The sequence below is a fragment of the Francisella uliginis genome, assembly GCF_001895265.1.
GTDB lineage: Bacteria > Pseudomonadota > Gammaproteobacteria > Francisellales > Francisellaceae > Francisella > Francisella uliginis.
Genome location: NZ_CP016796.1, coordinates 1,299,794 through 1,324,939 on the forward strand (window position 1 = coordinate 1,299,794; position 25,146 = coordinate 1,324,939).

Here is a 25,146-nt window from a genome sequence, read left to right on the forward strand (position 1 = left end):
ATTCTATATATAAATATAATAAGCTAAAGATCTAAACTTTTATATGATATTTTTTTAGGATCTACGCATTGGTAGTTTTTTCATAAATGATTTATTTGGAGTGCCTTTGAAACAGTTAATAATATAAGGATATCCTTGAGTAACATAATAACCATAATGGCCATTATATTCCATACCATTACACTCATCTAGATCTCCACTACCAGCAATATACTGATAATCATCAACAAATTCACCCGTATACTTACCTCCTGGACTATCTGGTGTATTTGGACGATTACCTTTTTTTAGTTGATAACTAGATTTAACTTCAAAAATCTCACCATTATTCTTAATATAGCTGCCATAAATAGGATAGCCATCCGCTGCAAAACCTATCACAGGAGACTCAACAGATGAGTTATCTTTAAACAGTGCATTTGGTGAGGCATGATAGTGATAAGTTCCATCAGGCTGAGAGTGTGCATGATGAGTATCCATTACAAACTCAGACTCTTCATATGTTGGATTATAGCGCCATCTTGCATTTGGATCAAAACAACCAATCCTACCATCACCAACCCCATAACACCCCGCAGCTAATAGATCAACTTTGACTCCATTTAGCATAATTGCATTATCCATTCTTAGTGATAAAGGAATTGGTTTATCTAACTGTTTAGGTTTTTTAGAAATTGCATATATCTGGTATTGTGGTACTACTTTATTTCGAAAAGCTCCTTCCTTAGCATCATCATAAGTATGATTTGGAATTCCATTACTAATAATGATACAGTCCTCGGTGTTAGTCTTTATAGTCATATATGATGAGTTTTTCTGATTTAAATTATAGTCATCCGCTAAAGCAAAATAATTACCCACATAACTACTACAATAAGGAGACCTTTCAGATAAAACTACGTCTGTAATATCTACACCATTCTTATCCTTTATGATATAACCATACCGATTTAATGAATCATGAGAAGGATTGTTATGGTCATGAGCACCTCCTTCAAAGGGAACGCTTAATACTACTATACCAAATAACTTTAAACTCAATTTTTTGCAACTTATCATTAACAATCTCAAAGTAGCGTATATTTATGAGTCATAATTTACACTTAAAAAACTTTTAAATCAAAAATAATTTAATATTTTTATAAAAGTAAGATAATTTTCTTTTAAACTAAATATTATAAGCTAAATATCCCAACGTTGGACAGCTTCAACATTATCAGTAGGACCTGTATTAAAACATATTTTTGCATTAACTGCATATTCATGTACAACGTTTACTAGTTTTTCAAATAAAAGAAAACAGCTATCATCCTTACGTACTCCAGCCCCGATCAGAATAATATCGAAAGTATTTTTCGAAAGTATATCTTGAACTTCTTTAACAGCTGCTGCTTCACTAGTTATATAGCCCATGTGTGCATCATAACCAATATCGTTTAACTTTTGCAAATCTCCTTCAAGAGCTGCTCTAAGCATATCTGCATTCATCCCTGGATATCTTGAATAATCTACTGACTCTGGATTCCATCCTATTAAAAGTACTTTTTTTGTACTCATTTTTATCTCCTAATTTAATTAAATACAATTCGATTATATATTAATAATATATTACCCCTCTTCATTTATTTTTAACAAGGCTTATTAAAAAAAGATATGATTCTAGAAAAAATAATAATACGAACTATAAAGCCTCATATATGATCTACTATGTTTAAAAGTAGCACTTGATCAAATAGCTTACAAGCACACTATTTGCTAGATTGTATGGTCAAGTACATTCGACTAGGCTCAGTAACTACCTAACACAATGACGTACTACTTTGATATAGATACAGTTTTAGCTATATCTAAGCCAGAATAAATTATTATAATATATAAGCTGAATTTATATATAAGATAAAAAACATTAATTTAATATATATAAAAAAACAGTGTAATAATAAACCCATAAATAAGAAATAAATAAATCTCTAAGGCAATAAAATGAAAAAAATAATTATCTCAGCTACAGTAATGATTACTCTAACTTCTACAAGTTTTGGCTGTTTTGCTCACCAGGTAGGTTCAACAAACTCATTTCCTGTACAGCAATTCTCATTAGCTGCTTAATATAAACCTTGTTAATTTATATTTATTTAAACTTGCCTGTCTTTAAAAAACAATCTATCTTTTCAAGTGTCTCGACATCATGATGAATTTCACCATGATTTTTATTCAAGATAATTCTGTCATCACTATTTATACCAAAGGCAGACTGCACTTCCACTAAACCATCATGATCATTATTAAGACAATACCTAGCTAAAAGATTAAGCCTTGAGTATTTATTCCCTGCTATCAACCCTACTGGAAATTTAGCAGAGATAGCATTACAACTATCAAGATATTCATCCGTTATTTTTAACTCTTTATTTGGTTTTAATATTCTCGAATAAAAAGGAATTTTATCTCCAAAATCAGCAATTTTTGATCCCTTAAAAGGTGTAGCTATAAATACACATTTGTCAACGTTTTCTAGTTGTAGCTCATTGATAGCTTTACAAACTATTATGCCACCCATACTATGTGCAATAAATGTGATAGACTTTGTCTTCGGAATGTTTCTTATAACTTCGCAAAGCTTAGAAACTGCAGTGTTGATACTTACAAAAGTAGTAGGTAAATCTATAGATATAATCTCATCATAATACTGATTAAAAAAGCTCGCTAAAGTACGCATATCCTTACTATTTTTAATAAACCCATGAACTAAAACCATGATTCTATCTGTTTTCATTTACTATAAATACTTAATATATTTTTAGAAATTATAACCAAATCCATTTAAATTATCTTTTAAAATAATATTTGGCTCATTAAAAGTTAGATAACCATTATAAATATCTTTTGCAACCCAATCTAAGGGATCAAGATCTGCTATAGTAATATCTTCAGCTAATGCAAAACTTGCTGTAGCTAAGATACCTGCGGGAGACTCCATCATACAGCCAACCATACATGGTATACCTGCCTCATCAGCTAGTTTCTTTATTTTTTTAGCCTCTAAAATACCACCTGTTTTTGCAAGTTTGATATTTATCATATTACAAGCTCTCTCATCTATAACTCGTTTAGCATCACTTGAGTTAAATACAGATTCATCAGCAACTATTGGAATATTGCTAAACTGAGTTATCTCATGCATAGCTGATATATCATAATACTTGACTGGTTGCTCGATTATTTCAACGTTTAAGCTATATTTATTTAGCTCTTCAATAAACTGTTTCGTTTGAATTATACTCCAGCCTTGATTAGCATCAAATCTAAATTTAGTACTCTTATTAAATTCACTATCTAAAGCTTTAAGTAGTTCTATATCTCTTCTAAAATCAGCTCCAGTTTTGACCTTTATAGCTGTAAAATTAGCTTCAACACCATTTTGGATATTTTGTATAGTCTCTGAAACTGTACCACAGCTTATAGATACATCAGTCTCCATAGTATTATTTTTTGCCCCAAGGAAGTTTGCTACAGAGGTGTTTTTTTGTTTAGCAAGTAGATCATGAAAAGCTAGATCAACAGCCATTTTTGCTGCTGAGTTAAACATAACTCTATTAAAAGCCTGGTGTAAAACCCTTTCATAGTCACTCAAATACGCTCCTTTAATAACTGGAGTAAAAATTTCATTAACAATATATTGCATACCTTGTAATGTATCGCCAGTAATTGCAGTTGTTGCAGGAGCTACACCATAACCTTTTGTTCCATTATCTAAAGTTAATTCAACAACTAAAGAATCTATATGATTTGTACTTCGTATAGCTGTTGTAAATGTTCTTTTAAGAGCTATTTTTACTATAGATGTTTTTATATCGATTATTTTACTCATATAGTTAATCCGAATGACTTATGTAAAATAAAACCTGTCATTCCGGACTTGATCCGGAATCTCCTAGCCAAAGTGAAGAGATCCTGAACCAAGTTCAGGATGACCGCATAAAAGTACACAATACAATCGGATTGACTATACTGCAAATCCAGAAAGTATTTTAGCAACAATTAAACCTCCCTGTGTTCCCACTAAAAACCCCAGTAATGCCATAACTACAGCTATAGAAACTAAACTTCTACTATAAGCACTTGCTAAAATAGGAGCTCCAGCGATACCGCCAATATTAGCTAGTGATGCTATAGAACACATTGCTAAATTTAGCTTAAATATCTTAGCTATGATTGTCATTATTATAGCATGTATAACTAAAATCATTATTCCACACGCTATATATATTGGAGCCTCTGAAAATCCTTCAAATGAAGAGCCTGAAGCTATCAAAGCTACTAAAAAGTATAAAAATATACTAGCAATAATACTGTCACTTCTTATCTTAGCTATTGGAGTCATTGCCCCTATAAACCCTAAAAATGTCACAACCAAGATAGTCCAAGTCTTTGTACTAATTAGTGCTGTTTGAGGTAAATATGCTGCTACTATACTTGCAATATCTGTCGCTGTAAACGCTATGGCTATTAATAAGAATATCCCTACAAAGTTAATGTCTCCTTTTAAAATTATAAGGATCTTGAATATCAACCTTACGAATATGCTCTTCTAATGAACCTGCTTTTGTCCATTTATCAAATATTTTTGCACGAGAGATAAGAGCAAACAAAAATGCAAACCAGATAGTATAGCTTATTGAATCTGTCAGAAGTATATATCCCATCTGATTATCTGGTGTATTAAGGGCTTGTTTAACAGCAACCATATTTCCAGTGCCTCCCATCCAGCTAGCTGATAATGCAGAGAAACCTTTCCAAGCATCTGGTGATATATATCTACCAATAGTTAGATACATAATTATAAAAGCTATAATTATACTAATACTTGCACCAAAGAAAGCGATCAACAATTTCCTTCCAAGCTTAATTACTAGCCTAATATCACAGCGGATTAACATTAAGAATAACATTATCGGTAATATTAAGCCTTCAAGTTGTGATTTTGTCTGCTTAATCTCTATAGAATGAGTATTCCACAAACCAAGTATTGATAATAAAACTATCGAAAAATATATAATTACTATAGCGGGAAAATATTCAAATATCTTTGATTTAGACTTACTAGAAATAAGTACTATTAAACTACATATCAATAATAGTGATGATATATAAGAAAGAGATGTTGAAATCACTTTTAACTCCTGATTTGATTAAATAAAAAATTTTATAATCTTAAATATTAGCAATAAGTGCAAATACTAACTAAGACTGTTGATTTAATTATCAAGTCATTCTCGCGAAGGCGGGAATCTCTCCAGTATTTAAGAGATCCCCGTGTCAAGCACGACTTTTTTATGGTGAATACTGATTAAATCAATAGTCTTTAAACTTAAAGATTCTACTCAACTGAGTTTCTAAAACCAATATTTTTTCTAGCTATTTATTTGACTGATGAAGTATATTGAAAGAAAAAAATATTTGAGAAACTTATCTTTAGATAAATCGTTTAAATTAATCTTTTAAGAAGTTATCAATATCAGCAATCAAATCTTCAGGTATTGTCTTAGGTGCATATCTTATAACAGTTTGACCATCTTTTGATACCAAGAATTTAGTAAAATTCCATTTTATTCTTTCAGTACCTAAAATCCCTTTCGCCTGTTCTTTTAAGTATTCAAATAGAGGTTCTGAATCCTTACCATTAACTTTTGTTTTTTTCATAATAGGAAATGTAATACCAAAGTTAGTTTCACAAAAACCTTTTATTTCAGTATCACTTCCTGGCTCTTGACCACCAAAAGAGTTACACGGAAATGCTACAATTTCTAAATCTGGATATATCTCATGCAAATGTTGTAAACCTTTATACTGCTTTGTAAAACCACACTTACTTGCTACATTAACAACTAATAGAACCTTATTTTTTGGTAAATAGAATTCTGATCCATCTCCCGCTGTTAGCTTAAAATCATAAATAGACATGTTATTTTATTACCTCATATATTTTATTAAAAACTTTGATCTGCAGTTTTTAAATCCTGCGTATTTAATATATTAAAAACTTCATCCACTAATCTAGGAGAAACATCATACTGTATTGCAAAAGATGTACGAGTTTTTTCTAATGATTTATCTTTAAACGGATCATAACTTGGTAAGTTTTGTTTTTTCTCAAGTTTTAACATTTTTTTACGCCATCCCTTGCGCTCTGCAATCAATTCAATAATTTGCTGATCTGCATTCAATATCTTAGCTTTATAACTTTCTACAGATGGTTTACTAGCATTATTATGAGCCATGGCAAAAGACGAGCTACAGCAAATAAAGCTTAAGAAAAATATTGCATACTTTTTCATGTTATATTTATAAATTAAATATGATTTTAATACTATAATGTTTTCCAAAAAAATTTAAAAGCCCATACTGAGTAAAAACCGTAAGAAAAATAATTACTAAACTATTGGTTTTAGCAAATATTTATTTTCTTATAAAATGACTGCCTATGCTATTTTGTCTTAACATTGCTTTTCTAACAGTCAATTTAGCTAGAGCAATTACTTTTTTATATGCTTCTAATTTATAGTCATATTTACCTAATACGCTATCTCGATATATTGAGTTTTCTAGTGTTTTAAGCTGTTTATAAGCATCATTCAATTCTGACTGTCTTCTAACTAACCCAACTTTATCCCACATTAACTGTCTTATCTGGGCTATCATGTGAGTGTAATCTTTACTTGAATTAAATAACTCTAACACTTCATTATCTTGATAAAAATCATGTGTCAGATTGTTTAATATATCTTTACTTGCTTGCAAAGCATATACAACACATTCAAGTAACGAATTACTTGCTAATCTATTTGCCCCATGTAAACCTGTGCAAGAAACCTCACCAACAGCGTATAAATTTTGCACACTTGTTTGTGAATTTTTATCAACACTTACTCCACCACAACTATAATGAGCTGCTGGTGATATCGGAATCCTATCTATAGTTGGATCTATATTATTATCTAATAATTTTTGGTATATGTAAGGAAATTTATCTTGCCACTGACTAGCACTAAGATGAGTAGCATTTAGATAAATATCTCTTCCGGCCTGCATATTGATATAAATCTGTCTAGCTACAATATCTCTAGGAGCAAGGTCTCTTTTTTCATGAATTAATTTCATGATTCTTATACCTTTTTCTGTTTCTAATACAGCGCCACTACCGCGAATAGCTTCAGAAATCAAAATAGGCTCTCCTGCCTTACCAAAAAAACAAGTAGGATGAAATTGTGTAAACTCTAGATTCTCTAGCTGGCAACCTATGTCATAAGCCATAATCATCGCACTACCATCACCAGCAGTAACATTAGTTACATATTTGTATAACCCAGAAGCTCCTCCTGATGCTAATACTACTTTTTTGGCAATAAACTTAATTACTTGATGATTACTTTTATGAGTATATAAACCTATACATTTATTATCTTTTTTAATTAGTTTAAATACTTTGTGATTTGAATATATTGATATATTTTCAAGCTCATTTAGGTTTTCATATAGCTTTGATATAACTGCTCTTCCTGTGTAATCTTTGATGTGCAAGATTCTAGCTAATGAATGTCCACCTTCTAAATGTAAGCTATAATTTCCATCATTATTTCTATCAAACTCAACACCATGTTGTTCAAGCCATTTTATTGAAGAATTTGAATTACTTACAACTTGATTTACACTCTCAAGATTTGCAATATTACCACTAGCAACATACGTATCAGTTATATGTGACTCTACGCTATCTTGTTCAGATATTATCGCAGCAATACCACCTTGAGCATATGAACTAGCACATTTGTCAAAAACTTGATCACAAATGATAGCTATATCTAAGCCATGTTCTGCTAACTCTATAGCTGCAACTACCCCAGCTAGTCCACCCCCTACTATAGCTATATCATGCTTTTTTACAATCATTTTTTATATTTGAACCTGCATAGAAAGATCTATAGCATTAATATGTTTTGTAATAGCACCAACAGATATAAAATCAACACCTGTCTTTGCCATCTCTACTATAGTATTACTATCAATATTACCAGAAACTTCTAACGCTACTTTGTCTTTAGCTAGACTAACAGCCTTTTTAATATCTTCTACAGAAAAATTATCAAGCATTATAATATCTGCTCCAGCATTTATTGCTTGATTTAACTCATCTAGATTTGTAACTTCAATTTCTACAATCTTACTACTATCTAATTGCTTAGCTTTTGTAACAACCTGTAAAATTCCACCAGCAGATCTGATATGATTTTCCTTGATCAAATAAGCATCAAATAAACCTATACGATGGTTAAACCCACCTCCACACTTAACTGCATATTTCTGTGCTAAGCGAAATCCTGGAATAGTCTTACGCGTATCAAGTAGCTTAGTTTTATAGTCAGATATAAGTCTTACAAGTTTATTTGTAGCTGTCGCTGTAGCTGAAAGCATTTGAATAAAATTTAACATTGCTCTTTCTGCTGTGAGAATACTTCTAGCATTTCCTTTTAGTTCAAAAATTTTTTGACCTGCGATTACTTCATCTGCATCATTATATAACCATGTTATTTCGATATTACTGTCAACTTGACTTATGACTTCATTAGCAAATTTTTGACCACACAAGACCATATCTTCACGTGTGACACAAAAAGCAGTAGTATCAATATCTTGGGCTAACTGAGCTGTGATATCGCCACTAGCAACATCTTCAGTTAAAGACTCTGTAACCAATTTTCTAATAACATTATTTGGAACTTCAATTATCTGATTACTATTTAACATTACTTCAGACATAATTTTTCCTAAAAATTTATCATTCTATTTAGAGGAATAAGAGCTTTTTGTCTCACTTCCTCATCTACAAAAATTTGGTTATTTTGTTTTGCTAAGCAGTCTCTTAAGTTTTTTAATTGATTTAATTTCATCCACGGACATTTAGCACACGATTGGCAAGTAGCTCCACGACCAGCAGTAGGAGCAGGGATAAATTCCTTATGCGGAGATAACTGTTTCATTTTATAGAAAACTCCTGTATCAGTAGCAACTATAAACTTATCATTATTCATTTCTTTACTTGCAGCTATTAGCTGAGAAGTTGAACCAACAGCATCAGCTCTTTTTATAATTTCAGCTGGTGACTCAGGGTGTACTAAAACAGCAGCTTCTGGATATTCAAGCATCAAATCATCTAAAGCTTGTGCCTTGAACTCTTCATGAACAATACAACTACCATCATATAGCAGCATATCAGCGCCTGTTTGTTTAGCAATCCAGTCACCTAAGAATCTATCTGGACCCCATAGAATTTTTTTGCCTTGTTTATGTAAATAAGAGCAAATTTCTAAAGCATTAGAGGATGTAACAGTCCAATCAGCTAGAGCCTTTATTTCCGCTGAAGTATTTACATAAACAACAACCTCTCTATCAGGATGCTTTTCTATAAAGCTTTTAAACTCACCATTGTTACAACTTAGATCTAATGAACATTCAGCTTCTAAAGTTGGCATAAGCACTTTTTTCTCAGGACTTAGGATTTTTGCTGAATCTCCCATAAATCTTACACCCGCAACAACTAATGTATCACATTCACTTTCTAAGCCAAATTTAGCCATAGCAAGAGAATCACCTACAAAACCACCTGTTTGCTCAGCTAACTCTTGGATTTCTGCATCCACATAATAGTGGGCTACTAAACAAGCATTATTTTGTTCTAACAACTCTTTTATTTCATTAATATATTTCTGCTTTTCAACATCTTTAATTTTTAAGCCTGGCAGTTCAGCTCTAGCTTGTGATATTTTATCTTTTATAAGTTTTTGATTTAACATCCAAATGCTCCTTTTAACCTTGGATATTTGCTTCGAAATATTCACATAGTTGCTCTAATGATTGACTAAAATCATCATTAACTAGTTGATAATCAAATTCATTAGCATGGGATATTTCTGCTTCTGCTTGATCCATGCGGTAATCAATTATATCTTTTGAATCAGTATTTCTTGTTTCTAAACGCTTTCTTAACTCATCCATTGAGGGTGGTAGTATAAATATACTCTTAGCTCTTGATCCATATATAACTCGAGTCTGTTGAGCGCCTTGCCAATCAATCTCAAGTATTATATTTTTACCTTCTGCAAGTAGTTTATCTATCTCAGCCTTTGATGTGCCATAATAGTTTTTAAAAACCTTTGCATACTCAATAAAGCCATCTTTTCTAAGCATCTGCTCAAACTCAGCAATAGAGACAAAATGATATTCTTTACCATTAGTTTCACCAGTACGAGGAGCTCTAGTTGTATGAGATGTGGCTACTGCAAAATTATCTCTGCCAACTTGTGTTTCTAAAAAAGCTTTTAATAAAGAACTTTTACCAGCACCTGATGGTGCAGAAACTATAAAAATATAGTTACTCATTTGTAAAAATCATAATTGAATAGATAGTTCGATGAATTATACAGGTTTCGTTAATTAAATAGAACAAAGATAGCTAAATTTATGTATTTGTTCTTAAAATAGAGATAATTAAAATATTAAAAAAAGATATAGTATAAACTAATCATAAGAAATCTATACAAAAAATTAGATTACTGAGCAGAAAGATTTAGCTTTTTACCTGCAACCCATACTCTTTTAAGATGATTTACAACTTTTGGTGGTAAATTTGATGGTAGATCGACTAAAGTATGATCTTTTTGGATAGAAATATTACAGATATGCTTACTATCAATATTTCCTTCATTTGCTATAGCACCTACAATATTTCTCGGTTGAACATCATTATCACGACCAACCTCTAGTTTATATGTAGTTAAATCTATATTTGGAGTTCTACGTGGTTTTCTTTCTGATCTATCAAAGCGTCTATCACCACGATCACTTCTGTCATTACGATCGCCTCTGCGCTCAAACCTATCATTTCTTCTACCATCTCTAGGATTTCTATCTCTACGAGGCTTATCATCTCTAGCTTGTATTTCTCTAGGGAAGAAAGACTTCTTACCTTGAGTAAGTAATGTTAAAACAGCTAAAAGCTCATCTGAATCAAGCTCTAACTCATCACGAATACCTGTAATTATCTCTTTATACTTATCTAAAGATTTATTTTTATCTATCGCTGAAGTTATTCTAGCTTTAAAATTCTCTATCCTACTATTAGCTAAATCTTTTGCACTTGGCATAAAGACTTCTTGCATTGGAGATCCTGTAAATCTCTCTAAAATACGTAAGAATCTCATTTCTTTTAAAGGCACTAAAGAAATAGAAGTACCCTCACGTCCAGCTCTACCTGTACGTCCAATTCTATGTACATAAGTATCTGTATCACCAGGCATATCATAGTTAATGACATGAGAAATTCTCTCAAGGTCAATACCTCTAGCAACCACATCAGTAGCTACTAATATGTCTGATTTCGAACTTCTAAATTGATCAACAATATACTCTCTTTGAGATTGTTGCATATCACCATTTATCGCTGCGACTTTATAGCCAAGAGCTTTTAAATTATCAGCTACTTCGATTGTACTAGTCTTAGTTTTAACAAAGATAATAACACCATCAGTCTCTTCAACTTCAAGCAATCTATCTAAAGCATCTATTTTTCTAAAGCCTTTAATTACCATGAACTTTTGAGTTACTGTATTGGCTGTTTTTGTTTTTGCCTTTACTTGTATCTTACAAGGATTTCTTAAATACTCTTGTATAATATCAGCAATATCCGTTGGAATTGTTGCTGAGAAAAGTAATCTTTGGCACTCATCTGATACATGACTTAATACAAACCTTACATCATCAATAAAACCCATTCTAAGCATTTCATCAGCTTCATCTAATACTAACGCTCTTAGATTATCAAGTTGTAATGTACCTTTTTCAATATGATCCATTACACGCCCTGTAGTACCTACTACAACCTTAACACCTCTTTTAAGTGCTCTAATCTGTGAGCCATATTCTTGACCACCATAGATACAAGCAACATCTAGATTTGGGATGTTTTTTGCAAAAGCCTCAAACTGCTCTGCAACTTGTATAGCAAGCTCCCTAGTTGGAGCTAATACTAAAACTTGTGGCGCTCTATCTCTAGAGTCAAAATCCATGTTATTTATTAAAGGTAATGCAAATGCTGCTGTTTTACCTGTACCCGTTTGTGCTTGACCAAGCACATCTCTACCCGATAAGATATATGGAATAGCATACTGTTGAATTGGCGTAGGATTTTCGTATCCTAGTTTAACAACAGTATCTACAATATCTTGACTTAGTCCAAGCTGACTAAAATCTTTTTTAGTTTCAGAATTCATTTTTATCCGTAAATTTTTATTATGAGAAATCTTATTAATAATTTGAAAATTATGAGAAATTTAAATTATCCGCGAGATGTAACTTCTAATAGATGATAACCAAATTGAGTTTGTACTGGACCATGAACCGTATTTAGTTCATCATTAAATACTACTTTATCGAATTCAGGAACCATTTGTCCTTGAGAAAAAGTACCTAAATCACCACCTCTAGCACCAGATGGACATAGAGAATGCTTTTTAGCTGCTTCTTCAAATGTAATTTTACCTTCAGTTATGTCTTTTTTAATTTGTTGACATTCAGATTCTGATTGTACTAGCAAATGTCTAGCTGAAGCTTTCATAATTATAGTTCCTTATTTTTTTGATTTAACTATTAGTAATTACAATGCAAAGAATACATTATTTAAGAAAAATATACAACTTTATTAGAAGCCTGACTACTGACCAAGATTACGAAGTTTTTTACCTGATATTAAGTTATCTTCAATTTTTTCTAAGCTAACACCTTTTGTTTCAGGTACAAATAGTTTTAAGAAAACTATAGCAATCATACAAAATATAGCATAACTAATAAATATCATTGGCTTACCCCAAACTCCTGCATCCATGATCACATTTGAATATGCTACTACTATCCAAACAAAAGTCCAGTTAACAATAGTTGTAATAGTCATACCAAACTCACGAACATTCTGTGGAAATATCTCAGAACAAATAATCCAAGCAACAGGTCCCCAAGAGCAAGCAAATCCAAAGATATACACTAAGCATGCAATCAATAATATATACTTAGGAAATTCTGAATGAACTCCCGCAATATCAATAGCATAAAAACATATAGCTACAACTACAAGAGCTGCCGCCATCGTCAAAGCGCCTACTGTCAAAAGTTTTTTTCTGCCCCATTTTTCAACCCAACGAATCGCTGGAAATGTTGAAAGAAAGTTTACAAAAAATACTGCCAAACCTGCTAAGATTATATTTAATCCAGCTCCTTGTAAGAAACTTGGTGCATAATATATCATTGCATTGATACCAACTAATTGTTGAAACATTTGAATCACTACACCAACAATAAGTATTTTCCAGAAGAAACCTTTACTTAACACTTGTTTAACAGAATGAGATTCTTGCTTATCATTTTGACTCATCTCTTGGATTTCTCTATCAATTTCATCCTTATTTCTAAGTCTTGCTAATACTTCTCTAGCCTCTCCTTCTCTATCTTTCATCATAAGCCATCTAGGACTTTTAGGTAAGAAAAAACAACCCAAAAACATTAAAAAAGCAAACAATGTAATAACACTAAACATTAAAGTTAATGATATTTTGGTATGTCCTGATACTTCAACAATCACGACATTGACTAAGCATATTAAAAATATACCGAATGTTATCATTAGCTGGAACAATGAAGACATCGCCCCACGAATATCTTTAGGAGCTGTCTCAGCTAAATATAAAGGTGTCGCAAAAGAAGCTAAACCAACACCAAAACCAAGAATAAATCTACAAGCAGTTAGAATATTCAAAGGAGGTAATAATGAAGACACTAAAGCTCCCATAAGGAATGAAAATCCAGCTATTAACAATGTATTTTTTCTACCAAAGTATCTAGTAAAAAAACCACTACAAATAGTACCTAATATACCACCATAAGCTAAAATAGCATTAAACTTGCCTTCAGCAATACTACCTGGAGCCATATTATAAATATGATCAAGTGTCTTACCAGCATTTGCAATAAACCCTTGGTCTAAACCAAAAAGTAAACCACCTAAAGCTGCTATTATAGCAATTAAAAATACTATTCTTTTATATTCCTTTTGTGCTTCCATATATCTCCACCATTATTTTTAAAATTTACTAACATCCAATTTTTGCTAAAGGTTTACCAGCTCTTAAATTATTCTCAATTTCTTCTAAAGAAACATCTTTTGTCTCTGGCACAAAGAACTTAACAAATAACACACAGACCACACAAGATATCGCAAAACCAAAGAATGTATTTCCAGGGTGGTATGTCAACCAAGTAAGAGCAAAATTACCGATAATAGCATTACATATCCAGTTACTCATCGTTGATGCTGTAACACCAAAATCTCTACCTTCTATAGGTTGAATCTCTGAACATAAAATCCAAATTACAGGCCCCATTGCTATAGCAAAACCGAATATAAATAATAAGCAGAATATCAAAGCAGTCCACTGCAAAGCTTGTGATAGAACCATAGCCTGGCCGTAAGCAAAATGTGATTTAAATATAAACCCTACAACGATACAAGAAGTTATAAGTAAACTTAAACCAAAATATAAGATTGGTTTACGTCCAAACTTATCAACATACTTAATAGCTATGAATGTTGTTAGCATATTTAATAAACCAATTACAATAGTAGATGTTGATGGGTTAGTAAACCCAGCTAACTTAAAAATATCAGTTGAGTAATACATAAAAGCATTCATACCTGTGAACTGTTGAAATGCTTGAAGGGCTATACCTAAAAGCACTACTTTTACGAAAAACTTTTTCTTAAGTAAAGAAAAAACACTTACTCCTTTATGCGTAGTTTGCTTGATTTCTTTATGTTCCTCTAGAGCCTCAATCTCACAAGATCTAATTTTCTTAAGGACTACAGCTGCTTCTTCATCATTACCTTTTAAAACAAGCCATCTTGGACTTCTTGGTAAAGTCAAACAACCAAAAAACATTATTACTGAGGGAACTGCTAACACTGATAGCATGATTCTCCAAGAGCCAGTACTCTCAAGAGCAGAGTTTGTTAAAAATACCAAAAATAAACCTATAGTTATCATTAGTTGATAAAGAGCAATTAAAGCTCCTCTGAATTCTTTTGGCGCTATTTCAGATAAGTATAAAGGAGCAATAAATGATGCTATACCTACAGCTATACCTAAGATAAATCTAGACCCAATAAAGATTTCATAATTAGGAGATAAAATACCTACAATTGTAAAAATAGAAAATATAGCCGCCGCGATTAATAATACCTTTCTACGCCCATATTGTTTTGATAAAAAACCACTAGCAAAAGCTCCACAAGCAGCACCAAGTAACAAAACACTAGACACATGACCACTTTCTTCAACGCTTAAACCAAATGTTTTTGATATAAAGCCCAAGGAGCCATTAACATAACCAATATCCATACCGAATAATAGCCCGGCCAAAGCTGCTATTATAGCCACGCGAATGACTACAAAATTTATTTTACTTGCATTTTGCATACATATATCTTCCTATACTGTTTCGAATATTAAATTTAATTAACACTTATAATAATGATGATATACTATACATAAAATACAAAACAACTATTTTTAATAAAAATGGCTATGAATATTTCACAGAAAATCTCTCAAATAAAGCTCTCTCACCGCCGAAAAAATATATTAACAAATGAATGGGTTTTAGTATCACCTCATAGACTTAATAGACCTTGGCAAGGCCAATCAGAGGAGAATGCAAAAGATACACGTCCAGAATATGACGAAAACTGCTATCTATGTCCTACCAATACAAGGGCTAATGGAGAGACAAATCCAAATTTTGAAGAGACTTTTATATTTGAAAATGATTTTTCAGCTCTTTCAAAAGAAAAAATAGCCACTGATTTAGAAATAAATGATGGTTTATTCCAAGTAAGTGGTGCCACAGGTGTTGCAAAAGTAGTCTGCTTCTCTGCAAAACATAACTTAACTATGGCATCTATGCAAGAAAAAGACATAACTAAAGTGGTTGATTTATGGTCAGATGAAGTATCAAACTTAAGTAAAAAATATCAATGGGTTCAAGTTTTTGAAAACAAAGGAGCTATTATGGGGTGCTCAAACCCACATCCTCATGGACAAATATGGGCTTGTGATTTCTTGCCTACAGAAGCTCAAAAAGAAGAGCATTCTCAAAAAGAATATTTTGAGAAAAACAAATCTAATATGCTTTTAGATTATACAAATCGTGAAATTAACGAGAAAGAAAGAATCGTTTACCAAAATGATGATTGGCTAGTTGTTGTACCATTTTGGGCAACATGGCCTTATGAAACTTTACTTTTACCAAAGTTTAAATGCTCACATTTAAACTTTTTAACTGCAGAACAAAAAATATCACTTGCTAATGCTCTTAAAACATTGTTAGTAAAATACGATAAGCTTTTTGATACTTCATTCCCATATTCTATGGGCTGGCATGGTTCTATAGGAGCCCAGGAATCTGATCATTGGCAACTTCACGCACATTTTTATCCTCCGCTATTACGCTCTGCTACAGTTAAGAAATTTATGGTAGGTTTTGAGATGCTTGGTGAGTCTCAAAGAGATATTACACCTGAATTAGCCGCACAAGTATTAAGAGAGTTATGATTATGAGTTGTATCAAAGATAATTTAGTTAGTCGCTTTAAAAAGCTATATAACACTAATCCTGAGATGTTTTTCTCTCCTGGTAGAGTTAATCTAATTGGTGAACATACTGACTATAATAATGGTTTTGTAATGCCATTTGCTATAAATAAAGGGACATTTATAGCTATTGCAAAAAGAGATGACAATATAGTCAATGTATATAGTGAAAATTTGGATGATTCAACATCCTTCGATCTAGTGGAAATTAAACAAGAAATATCTAACACTTGGCAGAACTATATTAAAGGTACTTTAAATATTATCAAAGAAGAATTTTCAGCAAATATTAAAGGTGCTGATATTTATATATTTAGTGATCTACCTTTCGGTGCTGGACTTTCCTCATCAGCTTCATTAAATACAGCAATTGCTTTTGCTTATAATGAAACTTATGAATTAGACATTTCTAAACTTGACCTTGCTAAAATTGCTCAAAAGGTTGAACACAACTATATTGGTACTAAGTGCGGTCTTATGGATCAGATGGCATGCATATTTTCACAAGAGAATTCAGCTACAATGATTGATTGTGATAATGACAAGCATAACAATATCCCTTTTGAGCTTGATGAGTTATCTGTTTTGATTGCAGATACAAATATCAAACATAATTTAGCCGATTCTGCCTATAATAAACGCAGACAGGTTTGTGAAAATATTGCGAAATTTAATAATATCAAATCACTAAGAGAGATAGATAATCAAAAGCTTGAACAAACTAAAGCTAATTTCTCTGAACAAGATTATAAGTTAGCATTACATGTCTTTACAGAAAACCAAAGAGTCGTCGATGCTACTAAAGCAATGCAAACTAAAGACTGGCAAAGCTTAGGCAAACTAATGTATCAATCACATAATTCGCTAAAAAATGACTATAGGGTAAGTTCTGATGAACTAGACTATTTAGTCGATTTATCAAGAAAGTTTGATGGAGTTTATGGCGCTAGAATGACTGGTGGTGGTTTTGGAGGCTCTACAATACACCTTTTACCAAGTAAAATGCTTAAAGAATATAGTAATTACTTAGAGAGTAACTATTATGCAAAGTTTAATATAAGGCCAAACTTTTATATCTCAAAAGCTTGTCAAGGAACGCATCAGATCTAGAATATCTTTCTAACCTTCTCTACTAAGCTACTTTTTTCTTGTTTTGTATATGGTTTAGGATCAATATTCCCCCACACTGGAGCTGGCCAAGCTGGATCATTCTCAAATCGTCCTACAATATGAATATGCATTTGTTTGACAACATTACCAATAGTCGCAACATTTAGCTTATCTGCATTATACCCTTTAACTATAAAATCAGAGAGCTTATTAATAATCTTATTTACATTGTACTGAACTGAATCATCCAGTTGATACCATTCTGTTCTATCTGTAAAAGGTACTACAATAAACCACGGTATAGTAGAGTTATTCATCACCAAGATTTTACAATCTAAATGCTCACAAACTTCAAAAGTATCAGCTTCTAAACGAGAATCTAGTTTAAACATTGAAGAGCCTCCTTATTTTTTCTAAATCTTGTTGAGTATCAACGCCGGCAGGAGTTAGCTTAAGAGCTTGATCAATAGCTATTTTATAACCATTATATAGAACTCTAAGCTGTTCAAGTGCTTCATACTTTTCTATAGGTGATACAGTTAGTTCTGCATAATGTTTCAAAAAACCAACTCTATACGTATAAATACCAATATGTCTAAAAAATTCTGATATATTAACTTCTTGATTTTCAGAATAGCCTCTTTCAAAAGGAATTGAAGCTCTACTGAAGTACAAAGCATAATTATTCTTATCAAAAACTACTTTGACGTTATTAGGGTTATAAATATCTTCAGCTTCAATTATTCTCTCACAAAGAGTAGATACTACAGCCTCTGGCTTATCTATTAATAACTGCGCAGCTTGCTCAATATTCTCTACTGGTATTAAAGGCTCATCACCTTGAACATTGACTACAATATCTTCATCATCAAACCCCAAACTAGTAACAGCTTCGGCAATTCTATCTGTACCTGACTCATGATCATCTCTTGTTAAAATAACTTTTGCACCAAAACCTTCTGCTACATCTTTAATCTCTTGAGAGTCTGTAGCTATGATTATGCTTTTGAATTTTGTCTTAGAGACTTGCTCGTATACTCTTTGAATCATGGATTTACCAGCGATATCAGCAAGCATTTTTCCAGGCAGACGAGTTGATTTAAGTCGTGCTGGAATTACAACATGAATATTAATCATATTTTTTAACCTCTTCAAGAGTTAATCTCTTTGCTTCTTCAACTAACATCACCGGAATATTTTCTCTAATTGGGTAAGCTAACTTATCAGCTTTACAAATTAAAACTTGATTCTCTTTATCATAATATAAGCCTGATCTACAAACTGGACAAACTAACACATTTAAAACTGAATGATCCATTATTTTACCTCGATTACAAATTCATATTTATCTTCTACTTGCTCTGCTTTGACAAGTATATAATCATTAACTTTACACCATGCTGGTATATCATGCATAGTCCCAGGATCTGTACATATTACTTTTAGCTGTTCACCTGAGCTCATACCTCGTAAAGCATTTTGTGTTTTAATCACAGGCATAGGACATAATAATCTTTCAAGACTTAATTCTTTCATTATATATACCACTCCTGTTTGATATCATCGGCTGGCATAGGTTTTACAACGATTTCTTTACTCGTTCCATCTGTGTAGTTAAACACCATAGTTACACTATCAGCATTTTTACCTTGGGTAAATCTACCTAAGACACTTGCTGTAAACTCCTCATCAGCTTTATCAAAATCACCATCTATTAAGATTAATGGACCACCGTGAGATGAGCAATACACATGAGTAAATTGATTCTTATAACCATTTAAATAATTATTCTCGCCTTCTTCACGACCAATTATCAATTTATATTCTGGTTTAAAACGAAGGTGTCTGCCAACTTTTAGAAGCATAATATCATCAAACTCATATTCTTTTGAATTACGCGCCTGCCATAGATCAACTAGCTTATCAGAATATTGTTTATCTGTAAGGAAACAACAACCTCCAGCTGGAGATGCATAGTCTTCGATACCCCAATCACGCGCCATTTTCATTTGCTCTTTTCTACCACGTCCCGTGATTCCCATTAGCTTAGATCTATCAACCCAACCTTCTCTTTCAGGTTTAGTTTCCGGTAAATTCTTTGCACTAAGAGGTCTAAGAAGTAAATCATCAATACCTGATTGTTTTTGTACTACTGGCATAGTGCTTTTACGCTGGGACATTGGTCTTTGACCAATAACTTCACCTGTTATAATAAAGTCAAAACCATTTTCTATAGCCCATTCTTTTGCTTTACGCACCATAAAGATTTTACAATCAAGACATGGGTTCATATTTGCACCATAACCGTATTTAGGATTTAGAAGTACATCTTTATATTCTTCTATCACATCAATGATATGTAGTTTTATACCAAGTTGTTCAGCAACCCATAGCGCATTATTTCTTTTTTGTTTTTCTTTATCATGTTTACGAATCGCATGAGTATGCCCTTCAACACAAAAACCTGTAAAAAAATTTATACCCTCAACATGAACACCTTGCTCTAACATCATCTTTGTTGCAAGCATTGAATCAAGACCACCAGATATTAGTGATATTGCTTTTCTTTGTTTATTTTCCATATTATTTGTAGTTTTAAAATTCAAATATTCAATATTTGTGATAATTTTAACATATCAGCATTTTATAACTATAGTTTTTGTTAAATGCTATGATTCTGCTAAACTAAACTGATGCTTTTTTACTATAAAAACCAGCCGTATAATAACCAACCAATGTGCCAAGCATTGATCCAGCAATTAAATCACTAGCAAAGTGAAAATACATAAGTATCTGACTAACCACAACTAAGACTGCTAGTAGAATCCAAAGCCAACGTAATTTTGGAAATAATATCCAAGCCGCTATTGAAAAAGATACTATAAAAGTCGCATGCCCAGATGGAAAAGATGCATAGGCATTACCCGAATGGAACCAATTAAAACCATAGACATGATCTCTAATTAATGATGGGTTATTATCAATAAAAGTAGCTGTCCAATATCTACCAAAGATTCCTTTCAAAAAATCTTTTAAAAACTGACCTATAACTACAGCATTTGCTATAAGTAAAACTTTGTAATCTAAATCATTAGTCTTTTTTATTACAAGTTTAATAAAGAAATAAATATAAAATATAGCAATTACTTTAGTTATCCAAAAAGTTATATCATTGGCAAAAATTTCTAATATTTTATAACTTCTAAAATGATGATCATGTAAAAACCATACTATTTGTCTATCTACGAAGAAATAGCAAAAAACTATCATTGCTATTCCAATTATAAAAAATAATGCTAAGTTTCTTATGTTAGACATTACCAATTAATCTCCCATATTCAAATTAAAGACTAACTTTACCACAAAATAATTTATTCATATATAGTCAACCCAAACCTCTTTTAAAATGACTGCTACCACCCTAGCGGAGTCGAAGTGTGATCACATAATCTACTCATCATTATGAATTTTATAATTAGATTCTACGATCAAGTCGTAGAATGACATATTTCTCTCGGATCAGTTATATCATACATCCTAAACTTTAATGAAAACACTCCCAAATCTCTTGAGCTAATTTTTTACTAATTCCTTTTACCTTAGAAATTTCATCAACTGATGCCTTACTTAGTTCTTGCCAACCACCAAAATACATTATCAAAGCTTTACGACGCTTAGGCCCTACTCCCTCAATCTCTTCGATAATTGATGATTGTCTATTTGAGCTAACTTTCTTTCTTTGACCTTTAATAGCATGATCATGTGCAGAGTCTCTAACTTGGCGTAAAAGTAAGAACCCTGGATTATGTTCATCTAAGGTATATTCAGTATCATCAAAGCCTTTATAGATCTTTTCTTTACCACTAATTCGCTCAACACCCTTACCAAGACTCACAAGCTGAACTTTATCTTGAATCCCAAATTCTCTAAATACTGCCTCAGCCTGATGGATCTGCCCTTTACCGCCATCTATTATCATTACATCTGGAAGATTATCAGCTTCTAATCCTGAACTTACTCGCCGTGAAACAGCTTGATGAATGGCAGCATAATCATCTCCTGCTTTGACATCTTTGATATTATACCTACGATGAGATTTACGATCCTCGCCCTCATCTGTATAAACAACACATGAAGCAATAGTTGCCTCACCTTGAAAATGTGAAATATCAAAGCACTCAATACGTTTAATATCTTGATCAAGCTCAAGAAACTCTTTTAATGAATCTAAGCGTTTTTGATATTGTGATTTTGAGCTTGTGTATATATTTAACTTTTGACGAGCATTTACTTCTGCTAACTTTAACCATTTTAGATTATCTGCAGCTGGTGCTAATATCCAGTTTATTGACTGACCTATTTTCTGTGAAATACTTGTCATAAGATCTTGTATCTCACTAAAATCAACCTTTGATAAGATTATATTTTTTGGCCAAATATTACGAATTTCATCACCTAAATAAAAATGTGATAAAAATGCATGCATTATTGAGGTTTTATCCTGACCTTTTACATCAATACTCCAGTGCCTATCTGCAATAACATCACCATTTTGAATTTGTAATAAGGCAATACTTGCATAGTTATCTTGTATATAAATACCAACCACATCAAAAGTTTTATCTGCTTGTATATCTACTATTTGTTGCTGCTGTAATTTACGCAGTACTACTAGCTGATCACGATAGATCTGAGCTTTTTCATACTCCATATTTTCTGAAGCTTGATACATTTTCTCAGATACTTCTTCTAAAACACTACTAAACTTACCTGCTAGAAATTTCTTTAATATTGCTAACTGCTCATCATATTGCTCTTGAGAAACTAATCCTACACAGGGGGCTAAACAACGTTTAATCTGATATTGCAAACATGGTCTAATTCTAGATTTATAGTATGAATTTTCACATTGTCGAATAGGAAATATTTTCTGGATAATGTTTAAAGTATTTTTCACTGAGGATATTGAAACATAGGGACCAAAACATTGACCTTTTTTATATGCTGATTTACCTCTATAGAAAGAAACTCTAGGAAACTTATCACGTGAAATTACTAGATATGGATAACTTTTATCATCTTTAAAAAGGATATTATACTTAGGCCTATGTTGCTTAATTAAATTATTCTCTAATAAATATGCCTCATAATCACTTGGGGTAATAGTTATCTCAATCCTAACGACTTGAGCTGCCATCATTAAAGTTTTGCTATCTTTAGCGCCTTTTGAAAAATAACTATTAACACGATTTTTAAGATTCTTTGCTTTACCTACGTAAATTATCTCACCATATTTATCAATCATACGATAAACACCTGAATGAGTCGTTAAGTTGGCTAAAAAGCTTTTCAAATCAAAATCTTTAGAATTATCAGAAATCATCTAATTTTTATTAACTAATATATATGTGAAAATGTTACCATATATATTAGTTTAATTTATTCTATGTATCATAAAAATAAAGTACATGTACGAAATAATTTCTTTTATAGAAAATAAAATATGGATTATTGAATATCCTATAAAATATTCAGGTGTCAAATTTAGTTCTCGCACAACATTAATTAAATTAGATGATGGATCAGTTCTCATTCATTCACCATGTGAAATCGATGAAAAGCTTAAACAGGAAATACTTAAACTTGGTGACGTAAGTTATATATTTGCCCCAGGTAATTTTCACCATTTATACATTGACTCAGCTCAAAAAGCTTTCCCAAATGCCAAAACTTATATTTGTAAAGGGATTGAGAAAAAGCAACCTAATCTAAAATATGATGGTATTCTTACAGAAGAAACTTTACTAAGTGAGTTTAAGCAGCAACCTATTCTTGGTTCTAAAATCATGAATGAAGTTGTATTGCTGCATAAAGAGACAAAAACTTTGATTGTTGTTGATATTATAGAGAATATTGGCAATAAGACACAAAACATAGGTTTTGGTATTAAAATATGGTGGCTAATTTTTAGAATGTGGAACAAAGCAAAACCAGCACCCGAATACCAACTAGGTTGGAAAGATAAAAAATTAGCTGCTCAATCTTTACAAAATATATTAGAATGGGATTTTGATAAGATTATCCTAGCTCATGGCAACCTAATCACGCAAAATGCTAAACAGATTGCAACAACAGCGTGGAAAAAACCTCTTAATAAATTATAAAAATGATAATAAATACAACTAAACAATTAAGCAATTTAATAATTACTTTAGAAAATTCAAATAGAATTGCTGTAGATACTGAGTTCTACTGGATGCGTACATATTATCCAGAGCTTTGTCTAATCCAAATAGCTACTGAAAATGAAGTTTTTTTGATAGATACCCTTGTAGGGCTAGATTTTTCAACGCTTAAAAAGATTTTTGAAGATCATAATATCGAAAAAATTATTCATTCTGCAACGAATGACATTCCTATAATCAAAAGATTTTTTGATTGTGAAGTTAATAATATTTTTGATACTCAACTTGCAGCAACATTTCTTGGCTTTCAGACGCAACTATCACTAAAGTCTCTTATGAAAGAGATACTTGACATTGATATGGAAAAAGAATCTCAGTTTTCTGACTGGCGTAAAAGACCATTATCTGAAAAGCAGATAAACTACGCTATTAAAGATGTTGAACACCTTATAGAAATACGTGATCACCTTAATACAAAGCTTGATGACTGTGAATATAAGGATTTCTATGAACAAGAACTTCTAGATATTCAAAAGACAGAATTTAACTCTGTTGAGATCATTCATACAAAAATAGGTAATATCCAAAAATTTGATGAAGAAATCCAAAGAAATGCTATAGCAATAGCACAATGGCGTGAACAAGTTGCTCAAGAGAAAAATATTCCTGTAAGATTTATGTTTAACAATAAAGTCTTATATCTCATAGCTCATGCCAAACCAAAATCTATCGACGACTTTAAACACCCTGAGATAAAGAAACTCAAACCTTGGCTAAAAAAAGCAATCATCGATGTTATTAAATCAGCTCATAATGTACAAGATAGCCTGATTGAGAAAAAACAAATAAGTAATAAGATATCTTCTGATATCAATAATAAAATAGTTGCATATTTTGATGCTCAGACTAAAGATTTTAACTTTGATAGTAGTATAATCGCTTCACGAAAAGATATAAAATCTTTAGCATATAATCTAGGTGTCGATAATAATTACTCTAAGGGTAAATTATTAAATGGCTGGAGGCACAAAGTAGTTGGTAAAAAATTAAAAGAGTATATACTAGAGATCATTAAATAAAATAATAAATATTCTTCTTTTT

The 25,146-nt window shown here is 31.7% G+C and carries 28 protein-coding genes; 5 read left to right on the forward strand and 23 right to left on the reverse strand.

The window, feature by feature from the left end; all coding sequences use genetic code 11:
* Window positions 1-54: 54 nt before the first annotated feature.
* Entirely contained in the window at window positions 55-1,041 is a 987-nt protein-coding gene (locus F7310_RS06100) for a YHYH protein (protein WP_158513251.1), read from the reverse strand.
* A gap of 141 nt (window positions 1,042-1,182) precedes the next feature.
* Window positions 1,183-1,557 carry a hypothetical protein gene (locus F7310_RS06105; RefSeq protein ID WP_072712534.1) on the reverse strand — a complete coding sequence of 125 codons (375 nt, stop codon included), beginning with the start codon at window positions 1,555-1,557 and terminating at the stop codon, window positions 1,183-1,185.
* 426 nt (window positions 1,558-1,983) lie between these two features.
* On the opposite strand from F7310_RS06105, the gene F7310_RS10805 reads away from it, so the two are divergent.
* On the forward strand, window positions 1,984-2,109 hold the full coding sequence (locus F7310_RS10805) for a hypothetical protein (protein ID WP_257786350.1): 126 nt from the start codon (window positions 1,984-1,986) through the stop codon (window positions 2,107-2,109).
* Window positions 2,110-2,131: 22 nt separating this feature from the next.
* Here the strand turns inward: F7310_RS10805 and F7310_RS06110 are convergent, their stop codons facing one another.
* The 14 genes from F7310_RS06110 to F7310_RS06170 form a co-directional block, all read right to left on the reverse strand.
* On the reverse strand, window positions 2,132-2,776 hold the full coding sequence (locus tag F7310_RS06110; RefSeq protein ID WP_072712536.1) for an alpha/beta hydrolase: 645 nt from the start codon (window positions 2,774-2,776) through the stop codon (window positions 2,132-2,134).
* A 24-nt stretch (window positions 2,777-2,800) separates the two neighbouring features.
* Window positions 2,801-3,871 (reverse strand): dipeptide epimerase, encoded by a 1,071-nt coding sequence (locus tag F7310_RS06115; protein WP_072712537.1) that lies wholly within the window; start codon window positions 3,869-3,871, stop codon window positions 2,801-2,803.
* 135 nt (window positions 3,872-4,006) lie between these two features.
* The gene (locus F7310_RS10755; RefSeq protein ID WP_250637425.1) at window positions 4,007-4,573 is read right to left on the reverse strand and encodes a DUF819 family protein; all 567 of its coding nucleotides are present in this window, start codon (window positions 4,571-4,573) and stop codon (window positions 4,007-4,009) included.
* A complete protein-coding gene (locus F7310_RS10760) occupies window positions 4,533-5,174 on the reverse strand; it encodes a DUF819 family protein (protein ID WP_250637426.1) in 642 nt (213 codons plus the stop codon). The genes F7310_RS10755 and F7310_RS10760 overlap by 41 nt, the downstream gene beginning before the upstream one ends.
* 319 nt (window positions 5,175-5,493) lie before the next feature.
* The gene (locus F7310_RS06125; RefSeq protein WP_072712539.1) at window positions 5,494-5,964 is read right to left on the reverse strand and encodes a glutathione peroxidase; all 471 of its coding nucleotides are present in this window, start codon (window positions 5,962-5,964) and stop codon (window positions 5,494-5,496) included.
* Window positions 5,965-5,990: 26 nt separating this feature from the next.
* Complete coding sequence (locus F7310_RS06130; RefSeq protein ID WP_072712540.1) at window positions 5,991-6,338, reverse strand: chorismate mutase; 348 nt, start codon at window positions 6,336-6,338, stop codon at window positions 5,991-5,993.
* Between the two features lie 121 nt (window positions 6,339-6,459).
* Window positions 6,460-7,950 carry an L-aspartate oxidase gene (gene nadB / locus F7310_RS06135; RefSeq protein WP_072712542.1) on the reverse strand — a complete coding sequence of 497 codons (1,491 nt, stop codon included), beginning with the start codon at window positions 7,948-7,950 and terminating at the stop codon, window positions 6,460-6,462.
* 3 nt (window positions 7,951-7,953) lie between these two features.
* Complete coding sequence (nadC, locus tag F7310_RS06140; protein ID WP_072712543.1) at window positions 7,954-8,817, reverse strand: carboxylating nicotinate-nucleotide diphosphorylase; 864 nt, start codon at window positions 8,815-8,817, stop codon at window positions 7,954-7,956.
* A gap of 8 nt (window positions 8,818-8,825) precedes the next feature.
* A complete protein-coding gene (gene nadA / locus F7310_RS06145) occupies window positions 8,826-9,851 on the reverse strand; it encodes a quinolinate synthase NadA (RefSeq protein WP_072712545.1) in 1,026 nt (341 codons plus the stop codon).
* Window positions 9,852-9,864: 13 nt separating this feature from the next.
* Window positions 9,865-10,437, reverse strand: coding sequence for a guanylate kinase (gene gmk / locus F7310_RS06150; protein WP_072712547.1), 573 nt, complete (start codon window positions 10,435-10,437; stop codon window positions 9,865-9,867).
* Between the two features lie 170 nt (window positions 10,438-10,607).
* Window positions 10,608-12,326, reverse strand: coding sequence for a DEAD/DEAH box helicase (locus F7310_RS06155; protein WP_072712548.1), 1,719 nt, complete (start codon window positions 12,324-12,326; stop codon window positions 10,608-10,610).
* 65 nt (window positions 12,327-12,391) lie between these two features.
* A complete protein-coding gene (locus F7310_RS06160; protein ID WP_072712550.1) occupies window positions 12,392-12,670 on the reverse strand; it encodes a peptidylprolyl isomerase in 279 nt (92 codons plus the stop codon).
* A gap of 96 nt (window positions 12,671-12,766) precedes the next feature.
* Window positions 12,767-14,167: a sugar porter family MFS transporter gene (locus F7310_RS06165; RefSeq protein ID WP_072712552.1), complete on the reverse strand. Its 1,401-nt coding sequence runs from the start codon at window positions 14,165-14,167 to the stop codon at window positions 12,767-12,769.
* A gap of 28 nt (window positions 14,168-14,195) precedes the next feature.
* Window positions 14,196-15,578, reverse strand: coding sequence for a sugar porter family MFS transporter (locus tag F7310_RS06170; RefSeq protein WP_072712554.1), 1,383 nt, complete (start codon window positions 15,576-15,578; stop codon window positions 14,196-14,198).
* A 108-nt stretch (window positions 15,579-15,686) separates the two neighbouring features.
* Here F7310_RS06170 and F7310_RS06175 point away from each other — a divergent pair, with 108 nt between their 5' ends.
* Window positions 15,687-16,712, forward strand: a complete 1,026-nt coding sequence (locus tag F7310_RS06175) for a UDP-glucose--hexose-1-phosphate uridylyltransferase (RefSeq protein WP_072713552.1) — start codon at window positions 15,687-15,689, stop codon at window positions 16,710-16,712.
* Window positions 16,712-17,860: a galactokinase gene (locus tag F7310_RS06180; RefSeq protein WP_072713553.1), complete on the forward strand. Its 1,149-nt coding sequence runs from the start codon at window positions 16,712-16,714 to the stop codon at window positions 17,858-17,860. The genes F7310_RS06175 and F7310_RS06180 overlap by 1 nt, the downstream gene beginning before the upstream one ends.
* On the opposite strand, the gene F7310_RS06185 is transcribed toward F7310_RS06180, so the two are convergent.
* From F7310_RS06185 to uvrC, 7 genes are all read right to left on the reverse strand, one after another.
* Window positions 17,857-18,252, reverse strand: a complete 396-nt coding sequence (locus F7310_RS06185; protein WP_072712555.1) for an HIT domain-containing protein — start codon at window positions 18,250-18,252, stop codon at window positions 17,857-17,859. The genes F7310_RS06180 and F7310_RS06185 overlap by 4 nt on opposite strands.
* Entirely contained in the window at window positions 18,245-18,997 is a 753-nt protein-coding gene (kdsB, locus tag F7310_RS06190) for a 3-deoxy-manno-octulosonate cytidylyltransferase (protein ID WP_072712557.1), read from the reverse strand. Before kdsB ends, F7310_RS06185 begins: the two co-directional genes overlap by 8 nt.
* Window positions 18,990-19,178, reverse strand: coding sequence for a Trm112 family protein (locus F7310_RS06195; protein ID WP_072712558.1), 189 nt, complete (start codon window positions 19,176-19,178; stop codon window positions 18,990-18,992). Before F7310_RS06195 ends, kdsB begins: the two co-directional genes overlap by 8 nt.
* Window positions 19,178-19,396, reverse strand: a complete 219-nt coding sequence (locus tag F7310_RS06200) for a sulfurtransferase TusA family protein (protein ID WP_072712560.1) — start codon at window positions 19,394-19,396, stop codon at window positions 19,178-19,180. Before F7310_RS06200 ends, F7310_RS06195 begins: the two co-directional genes overlap by 1 nt.
* Window positions 19,396-20,442, reverse strand: coding sequence for a tRNA (5-methylaminomethyl-2-thiouridylate)-methyltransferase (locus F7310_RS06205; RefSeq protein ID WP_072712561.1), 1,047 nt, complete (start codon window positions 20,440-20,442; stop codon window positions 19,396-19,398). The genes F7310_RS06200 and F7310_RS06205 overlap by 1 nt, the downstream gene beginning before the upstream one ends.
* 103 nt (window positions 20,443-20,545) lie before the next feature.
* Window positions 20,546-21,178 carry a phosphatase PAP2 family protein gene (locus tag F7310_RS06210; RefSeq protein ID WP_072712563.1) on the reverse strand — a complete coding sequence of 211 codons (633 nt, stop codon included), beginning with the start codon at window positions 21,176-21,178 and terminating at the stop codon, window positions 20,546-20,548.
* 226 nt (window positions 21,179-21,404) lie between these two features.
* Window positions 21,405-23,243 (reverse strand): excinuclease ABC subunit UvrC, encoded by a 1,839-nt coding sequence (gene uvrC / locus F7310_RS06215; protein WP_072712564.1) that lies wholly within the window; start codon window positions 23,241-23,243, stop codon window positions 21,405-21,407.
* An 85-nt stretch (window positions 23,244-23,328) separates the two neighbouring features.
* On the opposite strand from uvrC, the gene F7310_RS06220 reads away from it, so the two are divergent.
* A complete protein-coding gene (locus F7310_RS06220; RefSeq protein WP_072712565.1) occupies window positions 23,329-24,024 on the forward strand; it encodes a DUF4336 domain-containing protein in 696 nt (231 codons plus the stop codon).
* Between the two features lie 2 nt (window positions 24,025-24,026).
* Window positions 24,027-25,124, forward strand: coding sequence for a ribonuclease D (locus tag F7310_RS06225; protein ID WP_072712567.1), 1,098 nt, complete (start codon window positions 24,027-24,029; stop codon window positions 25,122-25,124).
* Window positions 25,125-25,146 lie beyond the last annotated feature (22 nt).

What these genes read in the sequence shown, in the direction of transcription:
- nadC (WP_072712543.1), bottom strand. Translation starts at nt 8,817, where the DNA reads ATGTCTGAAGTAATGTTAAATAGTAATCAGATAATTGAAGTTCCAAAT.
- nadB (WP_072712542.1), bottom strand. Translation starts at nt 7,950, where the DNA reads ATGATTGTAAAAAAGCATGATATAGCTATAGTAGGGGGTGGACTAGCT.
- F7310_RS06225 (WP_072712567.1), top strand. Translation starts at nt 24,027, where the DNA reads ATGATAATAAATACAACTAAACAATTAAGCAATTTAATAATTACTTTA.
- F7310_RS06105 (WP_072712534.1), bottom strand. Translation starts at nt 1,557, where the DNA reads ATGAGTACAAAAAAAGTACTTTTAATAGGATGGAATCCAGAGTCAGTA.
- F7310_RS06170 (WP_072712554.1), bottom strand. Translation starts at nt 15,578, where the DNA reads ATGCAAAATGCAAGTAAAATAAATTTTGTAGTCATTCGCGTGGCTATA.
- gmk (WP_072712547.1), bottom strand. Translation starts at nt 10,437, where the DNA reads ATGAGTAACTATATTTTTATAGTTTCTGCACCATCAGGTGCTGGTAAA.
- F7310_RS06115 (WP_072712537.1), bottom strand. Translation starts at nt 3,871, where the DNA reads ATGAGTAAAATAATCGATATAAAAACATCTATAGTAAAAATAGCTCTT.
- uvrC (WP_072712564.1), bottom strand. Translation starts at nt 23,243, where the DNA reads ATGATTTCTGATAATTCTAAAGATTTTGATTTGAAAAGCTTTTTAGCC.
- F7310_RS06165 (WP_072712552.1), bottom strand. Translation starts at nt 14,167, where the DNA reads ATGGAAGCACAAAAGGAATATAAAAGAATAGTATTTTTAATTGCTATA.
- F7310_RS06175 (WP_072713552.1), top strand. Translation starts at nt 15,687, where the DNA reads ATGAATATTTCACAGAAAATCTCTCAAATAAAGCTCTCTCACCGCCGA.
- F7310_RS06110 (WP_072712536.1), bottom strand. Translation starts at nt 2,776, where the DNA reads ATGAAAACAGATAGAATCATGGTTTTAGTTCATGGGTTTATTAAAAAT.
- F7310_RS06185 (WP_072712555.1), bottom strand. Translation starts at nt 18,252, where the DNA reads ATGTTTAAACTAGATTCTCGTTTAGAAGCTGATACTTTTGAAGTTTGT.
- F7310_RS06125 (WP_072712539.1), bottom strand. Translation starts at nt 5,964, where the DNA reads ATGTCTATTTATGATTTTAAGCTAACAGCGGGAGATGGATCAGAATTC.
- F7310_RS10805 (WP_257786350.1), top strand. Translation starts at nt 1,984, where the DNA reads ATGAAAAAAATAATTATCTCAGCTACAGTAATGATTACTCTAACTTCT.
- F7310_RS06200 (WP_072712560.1), bottom strand. Translation starts at nt 19,396, where the DNA reads ATGAAAGAATTAAGTCTTGAAAGATTATTATGTCCTATGCCTGTGATT.
- F7310_RS06210 (WP_072712563.1), bottom strand. Translation starts at nt 21,178, where the DNA reads ATGTCTAACATAAGAAACTTAGCATTATTTTTTATAATTGGAATAGCA.
- F7310_RS06195 (WP_072712558.1), bottom strand. Translation starts at nt 19,178, where the DNA reads ATGGATCATTCAGTTTTAAATGTGTTAGTTTGTCCAGTTTGTAGATCA.
- nadA (WP_072712545.1), bottom strand. Translation starts at nt 9,851, where the DNA reads ATGTTAAATCAAAAACTTATAAAAGATAAAATATCACAAGCTAGAGCT.
- F7310_RS06205 (WP_072712561.1), bottom strand. Translation starts at nt 20,442, where the DNA reads ATGGAAAATAAACAAAGAAAAGCAATATCACTAATATCTGGTGGTCTT.
- F7310_RS06130 (WP_072712540.1), bottom strand. Translation starts at nt 6,338, where the DNA reads ATGAAAAAGTATGCAATATTTTTCTTAAGCTTTATTTGCTGTAGCTCG.
- F7310_RS06155 (WP_072712548.1), bottom strand. Translation starts at nt 12,326, where the DNA reads ATGAATTCTGAAACTAAAAAAGATTTTAGTCAGCTTGGACTAAGTCAA.
- kdsB (WP_072712557.1), bottom strand. Translation starts at nt 18,997, where the DNA reads ATGATTAATATTCATGTTGTAATTCCAGCACGACTTAAATCAACTCGT.
- F7310_RS06220 (WP_072712565.1), top strand. Translation starts at nt 23,329, where the DNA reads ATGTACGAAATAATTTCTTTTATAGAAAATAAAATATGGATTATTGAA.
- F7310_RS06160 (WP_072712550.1), bottom strand. Translation starts at nt 12,670, where the DNA reads ATGAAAGCTTCAGCTAGACATTTGCTAGTACAATCAGAATCTGAATGT.